This is a genomic window from Sphingopyxis sp. SE2, assembly GCF_032227185.1.
Taxonomy (GTDB): domain Bacteria; phylum Pseudomonadota; class Alphaproteobacteria; order Sphingomonadales; family Sphingomonadaceae; genus Sphingopyxis.
The window spans coordinates 1,092,720-1,107,914 of sequence record NZ_JAPMXW010000001.1 but is presented as its reverse complement, the minus strand read 5'-3'; the positions used below and the strand labels follow the sequence as shown (position 1 = coordinate 1,107,914).

Genomic DNA, 15,195 nt, shown 5'->3' with positions numbered 1-15,195 from the left:
AGGCGGGGGCCGCTAGCGGCCTTACTCAGCGGCATTGTGTAAACCGACAGCGGCCCCCGCCTTCGCGGGGGCGACGGTTATGGAATGTCCGATTCCCACCGCTCCGCGCGACTCTGGTCGCCCTCGCGCTCCTCGACCCACGCCACCCGCCCATCGGTGAAGCTTTCGCGCTTCCACAGCATCACATCGGTTTTCAGCCGGTCGATCAGAAACTCGCAAGCCGCCAGCGCCTCGGCGCGGTGCGCGCTGCTCGCGAGCACGAGCACGATCGTCTCGCCCGGCGCCATCGCGCCGATGCGGTGGATCAATGTCAGCGCCGACAGCTTCCAGCGGTCCGCCGCCGCATGGGCCAGATTGCCCAGTCCGGCCTCGGTCATGACGGGATGATGCTCAAGGAACAGCTCGGCCAATCCGTGGTCGCCGCGCACGCGCCCGATAAAGCTCGCGCTCGCGCCATGCCCGCCCGCATCGTGCAGGTCGAACTCGGCGGCGACCTCGATCGCCGACGACTGAACCAATACGCGGATCATCCCCCGGTCACCGGCGGAAACAGCGCAAGCTCGCGCGCACCCGACAGCGGCGCATCGGGGCCCATCATCACCCCGTCGATCGCGGCGCGGATACGCTGCGGCTCGGCAAAGGCCAGCGCGCCGCGCGCGTCGCGCGCCGCGAGCCAGGCGATCAGCGCGCCGACGTCGCCGACGCCCGCGGGCACATCGACCGTCTCGTCGGCCACCCCCATCCTTTCGCGGACCCACGAAAAATAAGCGATGTTCAGCGCCATCGGCCGACCTCAATCCATATGCTTCAGGCCGACGCGCAGATAATCCCAGCCGGTGATCAGCGTCAGCACCGCGGCGCCCCACAGCGAGACGAGCCCGACCGTCTTGATCCACCCTATTGCGGGCAAGGCGCCCGCAAGGATCAGCGCGCCGAACGCAACGAGCTGGAAGGTCGTCTTCCACTTCGCAAGCTGCGTCACCGGCATCGACACCTGCAATGTCGCGAGGAACTCGCGCAGCCCCGACACGATGATCTCGCGCAGCAGGATCATCAGCGCGGCGATGACATGCCAACCCGCGATGTCGCGCGTGAAGACGAGCAGCAATATCACCGCCGCGATCATGATCTTGTCGGCGATCGGGTCGAGGAAGGCGCCCAGCCGCGACACGATCCCGCGCGAGCGTGCAACATAGCCGTCAAAATAGTCGGTAATGCCCATCAGGCAGTAAAGGCCGAAGGCGAGCGCATAGTCGATCGGCTTCGGCTGGTGCGATCCCTCCACCACCCCGGGCCACAGAAGGAAAAGCAGGATGGGGACCGCAAGGATTCGCGAAAGGGTCAGGATGTTGGGAAGGCTCAGCATGATCCCCGTCGATATAGGCGGTCCAAAATGACCTTTGACCCTGTCCGCCCTAGCCGATAAGCCCCCCGGGCGACAACCAAATTGCCCGCGATTTGCGTGGTGACCGAACAAGATTGAAAAGATTGGACCACGCATGACCGGCTCCTTCGCGCTATTGAAGCAACGCCGGTTCCTGCCCCTTTTCGTCACCCAGCTCCTCGGCGCGTTCAACGACAATCTGTTCAAGAACGCGATGGTGCTCTTCGTCGTTTACGGCGTGTTCAACGACGAAGCCTCGGAAACATTGTTCAGTGCGGTCGCGACGGGGCTCTTCATCCTGCCCTTCTTCCTGCTTTCCGCGCTCGCGGGCCAGCTCGCCGACACGCGCGACAAGGCGCGGATCATCCGCATCGTCAAATTCTGCGAAATTCTGATCATGCTCGTCGGCGGGCTCGGGCTCGTCCTCGCGTGGATGGGCTTTGCGGTGCATCTGATCGCGATCCCGCTCATGATGCTCGCGCTCTTCGCGATGGGCATCCACTCGACCTTTTTCGGCCCGATCAAATATGCGATCCTGCCGCAGCACCTGCAAAGCGACGAGGTGCTGGCCGGCACCGGGCTCGTCGAGGCGGGCACCTATATCGCGATTCTCGCGGGCACGATCCTCGCGGGCGTGATCGACGTCGAATGGGCGGCGCTCGGCGTCGTCCTTGTCGCGGGGATCGGTTACTGGACCGGACGCAAAGTGCCCCCCGCCCCGCCCGAGCATGAGGAAACGGGCATCGACTGGCACATCATCCGCTCGTCGATCGCACTCGTCCGCGGCACGATGCACATCCCGCGCCTCTATCTCGCGATCCTCTCGATCAGCTTTTTCTGGACGATCGGCGCGGTGCTGTTCATCCAGTTTCCGCCGCTCGTGAAGAATATCCTCCACGCCGACAAGAGCGTCGCCAGCCTCTTCCTCGCGATCTTCTCGATCGGCATCGCGATCGGGTCGGTCGCGGTGAACCGCCTGCTCAAGGGGCAGGTATCGGCGCGCTACAGCCCCGCCAGCGTCATCGTCATGGGTGTTTTCGTCGTCGCCTTCTATTGGGTGTGCCGCAACTGGGAACATGACCCGTCGGGCGTGATGTACGGGATCGAAGGCTTCCTCGGCCACCCCGACGTCATCCCGCTCCTCGCCGCGCTGCTCGGCATCGCGATCAGCGGCGGCATGTTCGTCGTGCCGCTCTACGCCTTCCTGACCACCACGGTCCCCAAGGACCAGACCGCGCGAACCGTCGCCGCGAACAACATCGTCAATTCGGGCGCAATGGTCGCGGGCTCGCTCCTCGCAATGGGCCTCGGCTTCGCCGGAATCGGCGTCGTCGACCAACTGCTGATGAGCGCCGCCATGTGCCTGATCTCCGCTTGGCTCGCGGTCAAACTGCACCGGGCTTGCGACTGACCGGAAGCGGCGACGGCACACCTGTCTGCTTAGGGCTGGGGAGCGGACGCCGCCTTTAACCGTCGCCCCCGCGAAGGCGGGGGCCGCTGTCGATTTACGCAGCGCCTCCGTGTAAGCCCGCTAGCGGCCCCCGCCTTCGCGGGGGCGACGGCTAGTTCCGCTCGAAACCCGTCCTCAAATCAAGAACATCATCGTCGCGGTAAAGAAAACCGCAAAGCTCTGCAGAAACAGCCGCAAGTCATTGTTCGACCAGATCGTGACCGGTTCGCGGTGCGCCGCGAGCGCCGCGCGCAATTCGCCCTGCCAGTCCGCCGGTGCGTTGAGCCGTGCGATCGCCAGTTGCCGCACGCCATGCGCCCGCACGCGCTCGCGAATGTCGATATGATCGTCCGAGTCCATGCCCCGAAGCTAGGGCGATGTTAACGGATCGGTAAGGTTAAAAGAGTGTTAACGTCCGGGCCGTCCCATGGCGGGACGCTTTTCCCTCGCGGCTTAACCTCCGGCCATCGGCCGCACGCGCACGCGGCGCCCCTCTTTCGCCCCCGCCTGGAACGGCTTGCACCGCGCGGGCTTCATGCGCGGTCCCAGGCAAAGCCGCACTTCGTCGAGCCAACCCTCGCGGCCGACCGACACCGCAATCATCGGCGCCGTCACGCCGCGATTGGCGGCGGCAAAGGCGCGGCGGATGCTGCCCGCGGTCTGCGGTTTCGCGGCGAGCGCCTTCATGTCGGGAAAGCGCACCGCACCGAACAATATTTCGGCCGAGCGGAAATAGGCCGCGGGGTGCGGGCTCATGCACGTCCCGTGCTTCGCCCATTCGTGCTGGAGAAGCTGCGCCGACGGCGTCATGCACAGATGCTTCCTCAGCACCGGCTGCGGCACGATCTTCGCCGGGCGGCACCATTGCGGATAGCCGCGACTGTCGGTCTCGGGCCACAGCCCATGGAGCACCCAGCCGAAACGGCCGTTCTCGCCCGAACATTGGAAAGCATCGCGCGCGCCCTTGGGATTGCGCACGTCGGCGCAATGTTGCGGCGACCAGCTCATGGCCAGCAGATAGCCGGTGATCGGGGGTTTGCGCACCGGCTCGCCCCGGCGCGGCTGTTCGAGCCGCGGGACCGGGATGCGGTCGGGCACCGAGCAGGACAGCGCCTGCGCCTGCGCCGCGACCGGCATCAGCGCCAGCGCGGCGGCGCTAAGCCAGCGCAAAGTCGAGGCCGATGTCCGCCGCGGGCGCCGACTGCGTCAGTCGCCCGACCGAGACATAGGTCACTCCCGTCGCGCCGATATCGTGGATCGTGTCGAGCCGCACGCCGCCTGACGCCTCGGTCGGGACCTTGCCGCCGACGAGCGCGACGCACTGGCGGAGTTCGTCGAGCCCCATATTGTCGAGCAACAGATGCGTCGCGCCGGCGTTCAGCGCGGGTTCGACCTGCGCGACGCGATCGACCTCGACGATGATGTCGGCGATTCCCGCGTCGACCGCGCGCCGCACGGCCTCCTCGACCGATCCCGCGACCGCGACATGATTGTCCTTGATCATCGCGGCATCCCACAGACCCATGCGATGATTCTTCGCGCCGCCCATCCGCGTCGCATATTTCTCGAGCACGCGAAGCCCCGGGATCGTCTTGCGCGTGTCGAGCAAGGTCGCGCCGGTACCCGTCAGCGCATCGACATATTGGCGCGTCATCGTCGCGATCCCCGACAGATGCTGCACCGTGTTGAGCGCCGACCGCTCGGCGGTCAGCATCGCGCGCGCATTGCCCGACAAGCGCATCAGGTCGCTTCCCGCGGCAACTTCGGCGCCTTCTTCGACCAGTATCGCGATCTCCATGCCGGGTTCGAGCGCGCGAAAGAATCGCTCGGCGATCGGCAGCCCCGCCACGATGATCGCATCGCGGCTGTCCATCACTCCGCCGAAGCGCGCGTCGGCGGGGATCGTCGCCATCGAGGTAATGTCGCCCCCCGCGCCCAGATCCTCGGCCAAAGTGGCGCGGACAAAGGCATCAAGGTCGAAATCGGGGAGCGTGAACTGGGTCATGTCCCCCGCGATAATCCGCCCGCCGAGCAAATCAACTTGACGTTTACGTCAACTGGCGCTGACATGCACGCCACGCGGCAACTTTGCCAACTTCGGAGAGGTCCCATGCAATCCCCCATCTGCGCGATGCTCGCCATCGAATTCCCCCTCCTCGCCTTCTCGCACTGCCGCGACGTCGTCGTCGCCGTGTCGAAAGCGGGCGGCATGGGCGTCTTCGGCGCCGCCGCACTACCGCCCGAACGGCTCGAAGAGGAACTCGCATGGATCGACGAGCATATCGGCGGTCGCCCCTATGGCGTCGACCTGATCGTCCCCAACAGCTTCGCGGGCAAAGGCGACGCCCCCTCGTCGGGCGTCGCGAAGGTGCCCGAAACCCATCTGCAATTCGCCGCCGACCTGCTCGGCAAGTTCGACGTCGATGCCGCGGGGCTCGAGGCAGCGATGGAAACGCGCCAAAGCTTCGGCGACAATATGCACGAAGACGGCGCGGCCAGACTTCTCGAAGTCGCCTTCCGCCACCCGATCAAGCTGATCGCCAATGCGCTCGGCGTCCCGCCACCGCTGATGCTCGAGCTCGGCAAGCGCCACAATGTCCCGGTCGCCGCGCTCGTCGGGACGCGCGACCATGCGCTGGCGCAGGTTCGCGCGGGCGTCGACATCCTTGTCGTCGCGGGCGGCGAAGCGGGCGGCCATTGCGGCGAGGTCGCGACGATGGTGCTCGTGCCTGAAGTGGCGGCGGCGGTCGAGGCGATCGGCGCGAGCACGCCGATCCTCGCCGCGGGCGGCATCGTCACCGGGCGCCAGATGGCGGCGGCGATGGCGATGGGCGCGCACGGCGCTTGGTGCGGATCGGTGTGGCTCACCACTGCCGAGGCCGAAACCAACCCGGTCGTGAAGGAAAAGATGCTCGCCGCCTCGGCGCGCGACACCGTGCGCTCGAAAAGCCGCACCGGCAAGCCGTCACGCCAGCTCCGCTCGCCATGGACCGACGCGTGGGAGGCCGAGGGGGCGCCCAAACCCTTGCCGATGCCGCTCCAGTCGCTGGTCAGCGAACCCGCGCTGCGCAAGGTCGATAAATTGTCCGAAGGCGGCCACGAAGGCGCCAAGGCGCTCGCGACCTATTGGGTCGGTCAGGGTGTCGGCCTGATGAACGAGGCGATGGGCGCCGGGCAGGTCGTGCAGGCATTCAAGGAAGACTGGGTCGCGGCCTGCGAACGACTCAACGGCTTTATCGGCGACTAGCTCGCGTCGTTGATCCTCCCTGTCGCGCAGCGATGGGGAGGTGGCAGCCGCATCGCGGCTGACGGAGGGGCAGAGCGCGAAGCGCTCGCGATGCTCGCAGCCCCTCCACCATCCTCCCGATGGTCCCCCTCCCCATACCTGCGGCACAGGGAGGATTGCGGTCGTCGATTACGAAACGGTCGCCTTGACGATCTTGCCGGGCTCGCGCGGCGGCTCGCCCTTGGGCAGCGCATCGACATTTTCCATGCCTTCGGTGACTTCGCCCCAGACGGTATACTGGTTGTCGAGGAAACGCGCATCTTCGAAGCAGATGAAGAACTGGCTGTTGGCGCTGTTCGGATTCTGCGCGCGCGCCATCGAGCAAACGCCACGGACATGCGGCTCGCTGCTAAATTCCTGCGGCAGGTCCGGCAGCTTGCTCCCACCCATGCCGGTGCCCGTCGGGTCGCCGCCCTGGGCCATGAAGCCGGGGATCACGCGGTGGAACACGACGCCGTCGTAAAAGCCTTCCTTCGCAAGGCTGGTGATGCGCTCGACATGCTGCGGGGCGAGGTCGGGACGCAAGCGGATGACGACATCGCCGGTCGACAGCGAAAGCGTGAGGGTTTCGGACATATTGTTACTCCTATGGTCGGGTTTGGCGGTGCCATAGACGGACGCGGCGCCCAAGGCCACGCTCTAAATGCCGAAAGGGTCCGTCACGGCGTTGCCATCGGAGCATGGCCGCTCTAGGGGAAGGCTCGGACGCCGCAAGACCAGGGAGGACCGCGCGATGGACAAACGCGAAGATTCCCTGCCGCCTGATGATATGGCGATTGTTGACGATGCCCTCAGCCGCGAGCCCGAAACCGAACTCGACGAGGATGATCGGCTGAAACCCGAATTCGTCCGCGACGTGATCGAACTTGCCGAGGCCGGCGAGGGAGAGGCCGCGCGCGAGCGCGTGGGCCGCCTCCATCCCGCCGACATCGCCGATCTGTTCGAACTCGCGCGCACCGACGAGCGTCCGATGCTCGCCGCGGTGCTTGGCGACATGCTTTCCGCCGACGTGCTCGCGGAAATGAACGATTATGTTCGCGAAGAATTGATCGATCTTCTCGCGCCGGAGCAAGTGGCCGAACTCGCCTCCGAACTCGACACCGACGACGCGGTCGCGATCATCGAGGATATGGAGGAGGACGAGCAGCAGGCCGTCCTTCAGGCGATGGAGCCCGAGGATCGCGCCGCGATCGAGGACGCGCTGTCCTTCCCCGAGGAATCGGCGGGCCGCCTGATGCAGCGCGACCTGGTCGCAGTGCCCGAACATGTGACCGTCGGCGATGTCATCGACCGCCTTCGTGAAGATACTGAGCTTGCCAGCGATTTCTGGGAAATCTTCGTCGTCGATCCGATGCACCGCCCGGTCGGCACCTGCCAGCTGAGCTGGATATTGCGCACTCCGCGCGACATCGCGATCGGTGACGTGATGAAGCGCGAACAGACGCTGATCCCGGTCGATATGGATCAGGAAGAGGTCGCGCTACGCTTTCAGAAATATGCGCTGATCTCGGCCGCCGTCGTCGACAAGGCGGGGCGCCTCGTCGGCATGATCACGGTCGACGATGTTGTCCACATCATCCAGGAAGAGGCGGGCGAGGATATTCTCCGCCTGTCGGGCGCCGGCGACGGCGACATCAACGAGCCGATCCGCGAGACGTACAGCGCGCGCGTGCGCTGGCTCGTCGCCAACCTCGGCACCGCACTCGTCGCCTCGACGATCGTCGGCCTGTTCGGCGGCGCGATCGAACATATGGTCGCGCTCGCGGCGCTGATGCCGATTGTCGCGGGGGTTGGCGGCAACGCCGGGACGCAGACACTGGCGGTGACGGTGCGCGCCCTCGCGATGAACCAGCTCACCGATTCGAACAGCTGGCGCGCGATCTGGCGCGAAATGAAGATCGCGCTGCTCAACGGCGGCACGATTGCGCTCATCGCCGGCACTGCGACGGCGCTCTGGTTCGGCAACCCGATGCTCGGCGGCGTGATCGCCGCGGCAATGATCGTGAATATCTTCGTCGCCGGGGTCGCGGGGGTCGCAATCCCCCTGCTGCTCGACCGTGTCGATCAGGATCCCGCGGTCGCCAGCTCGATATTCGTGACGATGACGACCGATTCCATGGGTTTCCTGGCCTTTCTGGGCCTCGCCGTGCTCAGCGGACTCACCACGCTTTGAAGCCAAGCCGCTGAAATCCGAGCGATTCAAAAGCGGCGAAAAAAATTTCATGCCTGCGATTTTTTTCGGGAACTTATCGGCCGCATCGGTCGTTTCCTATTCGAGCAGCGGTCATCGCCCCCCCGCAGCGCTGCTCAGCAACATTGGCCCGGCTCGCATTCCCTCCCCCCCCTCGAAGCGTGCCGGGCCATTTTGCGCTCAATTCTGATGAGGTGAAGAATGTCGAGTGTTCGTATTATCCTTCTTACCCTGCTTGCCAGCTTTCTGGTCGCTGGTTGCAACACGGTGAAGGGTGTCGGCCGGGATATCGAATCGGTCGGTCAGGCCGGCAGCGACGCGATCGACTGATCTGAAGGATCTTACCCTAAGCCTCTTCGAGAGGCTCGACAGGCGCCTCTTCGGCGCCTGTTTTGCGTCGGCGCTGGGTAAACCAGATCGCAAAGAGCGACATTTCGTAGAGAAATACGAGCGGCACCGCCAGTAACAGCTGACTGAGGATGTCGGGCGGTGTGAACACCGCGGCGATCGCAAAGGCCGCGACGATCATATAACGGCGCGCCGACACGAGCTGCTCGCGCGTCACCAGCCCCGACCGTTCGATCAGCATCAACAGGATCGGCAGCAGGAAGGCGATGCCGAACGCCATGATGAACTGCATCGTAAAGCTCAGATAATTGCCGACCGACGGCAGCGCTTCCTGCGTAATTCCGCCGATGTCGCCCTGATATCCGAGCAGGAATTTGAGCGCGATCGGAATGGTGATGAAATAGGCGAAGCTCGCACCGATCGCAAACAGCACCGGGGTCGCGAGCAGGAAAGGCAGCAGCGCGCGCTTTTCCTTGCGATAAAGCCCCGGCGCGACGAATTTCCAGAGCTGGTTGGCGATCACCGGAAAGGCGATCATTGTCGCCGCGAACAAAGCGACCTTGATCTCGACGAAAAAGGCCTCGAACAGCTGGGTGTATATCAGCTTGCCCTGCCCCGCGCGCACGAGCGGCTGGACCAGAATGCCGAAGATCGGCTTCGCATAATAGAGGCAAACCCCGAAGGCGAGACCGATTGCCAGAAGCGACTTCAACAGGCGCGAGCGCAGTTCGATCAGATGATCGAGGAGCGGCATCTTGCCGCCGCCGCCATCCTCGTCCCCGGCAGTAGACGCCGTTTCCTCGGTCATGGCAACGGGCCGTCCTTGGGCGGCACCGCATGCGTTTCGGGAGGGTTGGCGGCAGCCGCCCCGTCGGTATCGATCTCGGTTGGGGGCTTGGCCTCCACCGCCGGCGTCGAGGCGGGCGTTGGCGTTGGAGATACGTTCACATCGTCGATGCGCGGAAACTCGCGCATAATCGCCTCATTCTGCTCGCGCCACTGCTTCTCGAGTTCCTCGAGTTCGGCCTCGCGCATCATCGTGTCGAGCCCGGCACGGAAATGGCGCGCCATCCCGCGCGCCTTCCCCATCCATTTGCCGACGAAACGCATCGCCTTGGGAAGGTCCTTGGGGCCGATAACGACCAGGGCCACCACCACGACGAGCAGCAACTCGGTGGGCGCAACATCGAACATGACCTAAAACTTCCCCCGCAAGCGGACTGCGATCAGAGCTTGTCGCGCTCGGCCGTCGGGGTCGAAACCGGGGTGGCGTCGGGCGCGCGCTGGCCCTCGATCTGCTTCGGCGCGGGGGTCGGCGTATCGTCTTCCGACATGCCCTTCTTGAAGCTTTTGATGCCCTTGGCGACGTCGCCCATCATGTCGGAAAAGCGGCCCTTGCCGAACAGCAGCAGGACAAGAATCCCGACCACGAGCCAGTGCCAGATGCTGAAGCTACCCATCTCAAATTCTCCTTGAAGGGCTCATCTAAGCCTCTTCACCGTCTTTTACTAGGTCCAGTTCGCCCATCGCTTCCTCGAAAGCGAGATCGACCGGGTCGAGCAGACCCGCCGCACGCAAATCCTCGATTCCCGGCAGGTCCTTGCGGCTGGTGAGGCCGAAATGTTGCAGGAAAGCGTCGGTCGTCTTGTAGATCAGCGGCCGCCCCGGAACTTCGCGGCGCCCGGCGGGCATGACCCATTCGGCCTCCATCAGCACGTCGAGCGTTCCCTTGGAGGTCTGAACGCCCCGGATCGCCTCGATTTCGGCGCGGCTGACGGGCTCGTGATAGGCGATGATCGCCAGCACCTCGGCGGCGGCACGCGACAATTTTCGCGGATCGTCGCGTTCGCGGCGCAAAAGATGCGCAAGGTCGGCGGGCGTCTGAAAATGCCAATGGCCACCGCGCTCGACGAGCTCGATCCCGCTTCCCGCATGGCGCTGCGCGATGGTTTCGATGATCGCCTTCACCTGTCCGGGCGTCATTTGGTCGCCAAGCCGCCCGGCGACCTGCCGCGCATCGAGCGGTTCGTCGCTGGCGAAAATCATCGCTTCTATCGCGCGTTCAAGATCGTCGATCATACCCCTGCGGCTTTCAAATAAAGTGGTTCGAAGGCGCCTTCCTGTTTCAGCTCGACCCGCCCCTGCCGCGCCAGTTCGAGCGCGGCGACGAAACTCGACGCGATCGCCGACCGGCGCAGCGGGCCGTCATAGTCGGGCGGCAGGAAATCGGCGAGTTCGGCCCAGTCAAGCTTTACCCCCAGCATCCGCTGCAGATGGTGCAGCGCGGCGTCGAGTGTGATCACCGGGCGACGCGACACCATATGCACGACGGGTTCGGCGCGCAGCTTGACCTGCCCATAGGCAGCGAGAAGGTCATAAAGGCTCGCATCCCAGCGGCGCACCTTGATGTCGCGCAGCCCCTCCGGCTTTGCGCGCAGAAAGACGTCGCGGCCGATCCGGTCGCGCGCGAGCAGCCGCGCGGCCGCGTCGCGCATCGCCGCGAGCCGCTGCAGGCGCAGTTGCAGGCGCAGCGCCAGCTCGTCCGGCGACGGATCCTCGAGCGGATCTTTGGGCAGCAACAGCGCCGACTTGAGGTAGGCAAGCCACGCCGCCATCACCAGATAGTCGGCCGCGACTTCCAGCTTGAGTTCGCGCGCCTCGGCGATGAAGGTCAGATATTGTTCGACCAGCGCAAGGATCGAAATCTGCTTGAGGTCGACCTTCTGGCTCCGCGCGAGCGCCAGAAGCAGATCGAGCGGCCCCTCCCAGCTTTCCAGCGAAAGCTGCAACGCATCCTCGCGCTCGGGCGCCGCCGGTACGATCTCGAAATCCAGCGGCAACGCCTCCACCGGCGATCAGGCCGTCGCCAGCAGCGCGTCGCGCTGATCGACCAGCATCGCGAATTCGCGGCCGTCGCTGTCGCCCGAAATTCGGTCCATCGCGCCCTCCAGCCGCGCGAGCGACACCGTGCTGATCGGGTCGAGCGCATTCGCTATGCCAATCATGTCGTCCATTCTCGCCCAGCAATTGAGCGCGATGTCGCAGCCTGCGGCGATCGCATCGGCGGCGCGCGACGGCACGTCGCCCGACAGCGCTTTCATGTCGAGGTCGTCGGTCATCAGCAAACCGTGGAAACCGATGCGCTGACGAATGATATTGTCGATGACGATAGGCGACAGCGTCGCGGGCCGGTCGGGGTCCCAGGCTTCGAAAATGACGTGGCAGGTCATCGCCATCGCGGCGTCGCGGAGCGCCGCGAACGGCGCGAGATCGGTCTGCAGGTCGCGATCCGACGCGGTCACCGTCGGCAGCGCCTCATGGGTGTCGAGCAGCGCGCGGCCGTGGCCGGGGATATGCTTGACGATGCCGACGACGCCGCCCGCCTGCAATCCGCCGAGGATCGCGCGGCCAAGCGCGGCGACGCGCATCGGTTCGCTGCCGAGCGCGCGATCGCCGATGACATCGCTGGCCCCCGGCTGGCGGACGTCGAGCAGCGGCAGGCAGTCGACGGTAATGCCCACCTCGGAAAGCATGGCAGCGAGCGCCATCGCGTTGAGCCGCGCCGCTTCGATCGCGCTGGCGGGGGCGCGGTCATACAGGGCGTCGAACGCCGCGCCGCTCGGGAAAGGCGGCCATTCAGGCGACTTCATCCGCGCCACGCGCCCGCCTTCCTGATCGATCAGGATCGGCAGGTTGGCGCGGCCGTCGAGACTACGAAGCTCGTCGGTCAGGCGCCGCAACTGGTCGCGATTTTCGATGTTGCGCCCGAACAGAATATATCCTGCCGGGTCGCTGTCGCGGAAAAAGGCGCGCTCATCGTCGGTGAGGGCCAAGCCCGACAGGCCGAAAATAGCCGGTATCATCGTCCATCAAACTCCATCGGCAGCCGCCCCCTCAGGCAGCAGCCAAGACAAGAATATGCCATAAGGACCGGGGCGCACCAACGGAGTCTGCGGCCAAGCGGGCCGAATCAGCGGACGACGACGCAATTTTCACCGGCAACGCGTAATTTTCCGCATAAATTCGCCGCATTGGCGGCCGTTCCTGCCGACACGCGCAAGCGATAGACGGTATCGTCGCCGACCTTGGCGGGTAAAATCGATCTATTGAGTTCGGCCAGATAGGCGAAACGTTTCGACAGGTTGGTCCATGCCTTGGCGGCGGCGCCCTCGCTGCTGAAGGCGCCGATCTGGATCATCGCCGAACCCGACGCCGAAGGCTTGGCTTCGGCGGTTTTGGCCAGCGCGACCCGCTTCGCTTTCTCCTGAGGAGCGGCCTTGGTCAGGGCCGGGGCCGCTTTCTTGGCGGCCGCCTGACGCTTTGCCGGCGTCACGGCAGGCTCTTCGGGCATGCGCGCCGGATCGACCTTGCCCGCGGGTTCCGCCCCCTCGCTGGCGGAAAAAGCTGCGTCGCCTTCGCCCTCGAAGGTCTTTGCGCCGTCAGTCTCGGGCGCGACCTTGTAATCGCCCTGCTGCGCCGCGATCAGCTCGCCGTTGCCGCGCGCGCCGCCATTCTGGATCCACCACAGGCCGCCGAGAACCGCTCCGATCAGAAGCAGCCCGCCGAGCACCATGACGAGCAGGCGCACCGGCGAAACCTCGCCATCTTCCTCGAACCCGTCGGCCGCTTCAAGCCAGGGGAGCCGGTCTTCATCATCGAGACCCAGCCCCGCGTCGCCCTGCCCCGCATCCTTTCCCTCGACCATCAATTCATCTCCTCGAGCGCCTCGACCCCCATCAGGAAGAGCCCGTTGCGGATAACCTGCCCTATTCCGTCGGCCAAATAAAGGCGCGTCGCGGTCAGTTCGGGGTCATTGTCGACCACGATCCGCGCTGACGGGTCGTCATTGCCCAGATTATACCAAGCGTGGAACGCCGCGGCGACGTCGGCCAGATAGAAAGCGATCCGGTGCGGCTCACGCGCCGACGCGGCCGCCTCAACAGTGCGCGGGAATTGGGCGAGCAGCTTGATCAGCCCCAATTCGTGCGCGCCAAGCCGTGCCGGAGCCGGCGCTGGCAGGTCGATCCCCGCCTCGGCCGCCTTCTTGCGCAGGCGCGAAATCCGGGCGTTGGCATATTGCAGATACCAGACCGGATTGTCGCGCGATGCCTCGACCACCTTGGCAAAGTCGAAGTCCATCTGCGCGTCGGCCTTGCGCGTCAGCATGGTGAAACGCACCGCATCCTTGCCGACTTCGTCGACGACATCGGCGAGCGTGACGAAATTGCCCGCGCGTTTCGACATCTTGAACGGTTCGCCATTTTTGAGCAGGCGGACCATCTGCACCAGCTTGACGTCGAAACGGGTCTTACCGTCCGTCAGCGCGGCGACCGCGGCCTTGATCCGCTTGACCGTGCCGGCATGGTCTGCGCCCCATATGTCGATTAGCTCGTCGGCATTCCGGCTCTTCTCGTAGTGATAGGCGAGATCGGCGCCGAAATAGGTCCAGCTGCCATCGGACTTTTTGATCGGACGATCCTGATCGTCGCCGAAGCGCGTGGAGCGGAACAGCGGCAGTTCGACCGGCTCCCAATCCTCGGGCGTTTCGCCCTTCGGCGCTTCGAGCAGGCCGTCGTAGACGAGATCATGGTCGCGCAGCCATTTTTCGGCGGCGGCGGGCTTGCCCTCGGCCTGGAGCTCCGCTTCCGAAGAGAAGAGGTCGTGATGGATGCCGAGCTTGGCGAGATCGGCGCGGATCATGTCCATCATCGCGCTGACTGCCTCGGCGCGGAACAGGCCGAGCCACGCGCTTTCGGGCGCATCGACGAAGCGGTCGCCATATTCGGCCGCCAGCTTGCCCGCGACAGGTTTCAGATAATCGCCGGGGTAAAGTCCCTCGGGGATCGCGCCGACATCCTCGCCGAGCGCCTCGCGATAGCGCATGTGAACCGAGCGCGCGAGCACGTCGACCTGCGCCCCGGCGTCGTTGACATAATATTCCCGGATCACCTCGTGCCCCGCATATTCGAGCAACGCGGCGAGCGCGTCGCCGACCACGGCGCCACGGCAGTGGCCGACGTGCATCGGGCCCGTGGGGTTCGCCGAAACATATTCGACATTGACGCGCCGCCCCTGCCCCATCGCCGACCGCCCGTAATCGCGACCTTCGCTGAAGATCAGCGCCAGCTCGTCGCGCCAACTGTCGTCGGCGAGGCGCAGATTGATGAAGCCGGGGCCGGCGACGCTTGCTTCGGTCACCTCGTCAAGCTTGCCGAGTTCGGCAACAAGCAGGTCGGCGAGCGCGCGCGGATTCATTCCCGCAGGCTTCGCGAGCACCATGGCGGCATTGGTGGCGACATCGCCATGCGCGGGATCGCGCGGCGGTTCGACGCTGATCGCACCGCGATCGAGGCCGTCCGGCAGGGCACCTTGGGCAACAAGCGCGTCGAGCGCGGCGCCTATATGATCGGAAAAACGGCTGAACAGGGTCACGGGACTGGCCTATCTTGGATCGGAGAAACGCTTGCGCGCGCCCTAACCCAGCTTGGCGCACGCGAAAAGCCCTGCGTCACCGGGCGGCGCGCAGGGCGTGAAGA

The 15,195-nt window shown here is 65.2% G+C and carries 19 protein-coding genes; 4 read left to right on the top strand and 15 right to left on the bottom strand.

Translation table 11 applies throughout. The features are described from left to right. Positions 1-77: 77 nt before the first annotated feature. The 3 genes from OVY29_RS05220 to pgsA are packed head-to-tail and all read right to left on the bottom strand — an operon-like array spanning position 78 to position 1,366. Positions 78-530 carry a molybdenum cofactor biosynthesis protein MoaE gene (locus OVY29_RS05220; RefSeq protein ID WP_037555669.1) on the bottom strand — a complete coding sequence of 151 codons (453 nt, stop codon included), beginning with the start codon at positions 528-530 and terminating at the stop codon, positions 78-80. Then, entirely contained in the window at positions 527-784 is a 258-nt protein-coding gene (locus OVY29_RS05215) for a MoaD/ThiS family protein (protein ID WP_200880184.1), read from the bottom strand. The genes OVY29_RS05220 and OVY29_RS05215 overlap by 4 nt, the downstream gene beginning before the upstream one ends. Before the next feature lie 9 nt (positions 785-793). Next, entirely contained in the window at positions 794-1,366 is a 573-nt protein-coding gene (gene pgsA, locus OVY29_RS05210) for a CDP-diacylglycerol--glycerol-3-phosphate 3-phosphatidyltransferase (RefSeq protein ID WP_037555668.1), read from the bottom strand. Between the two features lie 133 nt (positions 1,367-1,499). Between pgsA and OVY29_RS05205 the strand changes: the two genes are divergently transcribed. Then, a complete protein-coding gene (locus OVY29_RS05205) occupies positions 1,500-2,795 on the top strand; it encodes an MFS transporter (RefSeq protein WP_037555667.1) in 1,296 nt (431 codons plus the stop codon). A 174-nt stretch (positions 2,796-2,969) separates the two neighbouring features. Here OVY29_RS05205 and OVY29_RS05200 read toward each other — a convergent pair whose 3' ends face one another. The 3 genes from OVY29_RS05200 to nadC form a co-directional block, all read right to left on the bottom strand. Continuing rightward, a complete protein-coding gene (locus OVY29_RS05200; protein WP_037555664.1) occupies positions 2,970-3,194 on the bottom strand; it encodes a hypothetical protein in 225 nt (74 codons plus the stop codon). A 93-nt stretch (positions 3,195-3,287) separates the two neighbouring features. Then, positions 3,288-4,004, bottom strand: a complete 717-nt coding sequence (locus OVY29_RS05195; protein WP_037555662.1) for a ribonuclease T2 family protein — start codon at positions 4,002-4,004, stop codon at positions 3,288-3,290. After that, entirely contained in the window at positions 3,991-4,839 is an 849-nt protein-coding gene (gene nadC / locus OVY29_RS05190; protein WP_037555660.1) for a carboxylating nicotinate-nucleotide diphosphorylase, read from the bottom strand. Before nadC ends, OVY29_RS05195 begins: the two co-directional genes overlap by 14 nt. Before the next feature lie 105 nt (positions 4,840-4,944). On the opposite strand from nadC, the gene OVY29_RS05185 reads away from it, so the two are divergent. Beyond that, positions 4,945-6,081, top strand: a complete 1,137-nt coding sequence (locus tag OVY29_RS05185) for a nitronate monooxygenase (protein ID WP_313911080.1) — start codon at positions 4,945-4,947, stop codon at positions 6,079-6,081. 168 nt (positions 6,082-6,249) lie between these two features. On the opposite strand, the gene OVY29_RS05180 is transcribed toward OVY29_RS05185, so the two are convergent. Then, positions 6,250-6,696 carry a peptidylprolyl isomerase gene (locus OVY29_RS05180; RefSeq protein WP_037555827.1) on the bottom strand — a complete coding sequence of 149 codons (447 nt, stop codon included), beginning with the start codon at positions 6,694-6,696 and terminating at the stop codon, positions 6,250-6,252. Positions 6,697-6,853: 157 nt separating this feature from the next. On the opposite strand from OVY29_RS05180, the gene mgtE reads away from it, so the two are divergent. Together mgtE and OVY29_RS05170 are read left to right on the top strand one after the other, a co-directional pair. Then, on the top strand, positions 6,854-8,293 hold the full coding sequence (mgtE, locus tag OVY29_RS05175) for a magnesium transporter (protein WP_037555658.1): 1,440 nt from the start codon (positions 6,854-6,856) through the stop codon (positions 8,291-8,293). A gap of 219 nt (positions 8,294-8,512) precedes the next feature. Beyond that, positions 8,513-8,641 (top strand): entericidin A/B family lipoprotein, encoded by a 129-nt coding sequence (locus OVY29_RS05170; RefSeq protein WP_037555657.1) that lies wholly within the window; start codon positions 8,513-8,515, stop codon positions 8,639-8,641. Positions 8,642-8,657: 16 nt separating this feature from the next. On the opposite strand, the gene tatC is transcribed toward OVY29_RS05170, so the two are convergent. From tatC to argS, 8 genes are all read right to left on the bottom strand, one after another. After that, positions 8,658-9,467, bottom strand: coding sequence for a twin-arginine translocase subunit TatC (tatC, locus tag OVY29_RS05165; protein ID WP_052182277.1), 810 nt, complete (start codon positions 9,465-9,467; stop codon positions 8,658-8,660). Further along, complete coding sequence (gene tatB, locus OVY29_RS05160) at positions 9,464-9,853, bottom strand: Sec-independent protein translocase protein TatB (RefSeq protein ID WP_037555656.1); 390 nt, start codon at positions 9,851-9,853, stop codon at positions 9,464-9,466. Before tatB ends, tatC begins: the two co-directional genes overlap by 4 nt. A 32-nt stretch (positions 9,854-9,885) precedes the next feature. Continuing rightward, positions 9,886-10,119, bottom strand: a complete 234-nt coding sequence (locus OVY29_RS05155) for a twin-arginine translocase TatA/TatE family subunit (RefSeq protein WP_037555655.1) — start codon at positions 10,117-10,119, stop codon at positions 9,886-9,888. Positions 10,120-10,144: 25 nt separating this feature from the next. Further along, positions 10,145-10,738 carry an SMC-Scp complex subunit ScpB gene (scpB, locus tag OVY29_RS05150; RefSeq protein WP_037555654.1) on the bottom strand — a complete coding sequence of 198 codons (594 nt, stop codon included), beginning with the start codon at positions 10,736-10,738 and terminating at the stop codon, positions 10,145-10,147. Beyond that, entirely contained in the window at positions 10,735-11,493 is a 759-nt protein-coding gene (locus OVY29_RS05145) for a segregation and condensation protein A (protein ID WP_037555823.1), read from the bottom strand. Before OVY29_RS05145 ends, scpB begins: the two co-directional genes overlap by 4 nt. A 21-nt stretch (positions 11,494-11,514) precedes the next feature. Next, positions 11,515-12,522 (bottom strand): beta-N-acetylhexosaminidase, encoded by a 1,008-nt coding sequence (gene nagZ, locus OVY29_RS05140; protein ID WP_037555653.1) that lies wholly within the window; start codon positions 12,520-12,522, stop codon positions 11,515-11,517. 107 nt (positions 12,523-12,629) lie between these two features. Further along, positions 12,630-13,364 (bottom strand): SPOR domain-containing protein, encoded by a 735-nt coding sequence (locus OVY29_RS05135; protein WP_052182276.1) that lies wholly within the window; start codon positions 13,362-13,364, stop codon positions 12,630-12,632. Next, on the bottom strand, positions 13,364-15,091 hold the full coding sequence (argS, locus tag OVY29_RS05130) for an arginine--tRNA ligase (protein ID WP_037555651.1): 1,728 nt from the start codon (positions 15,089-15,091) through the stop codon (positions 13,364-13,366). The genes OVY29_RS05135 and argS overlap by 1 nt, the downstream gene beginning before the upstream one ends. Positions 15,092-15,195 lie beyond the last annotated feature (104 nt).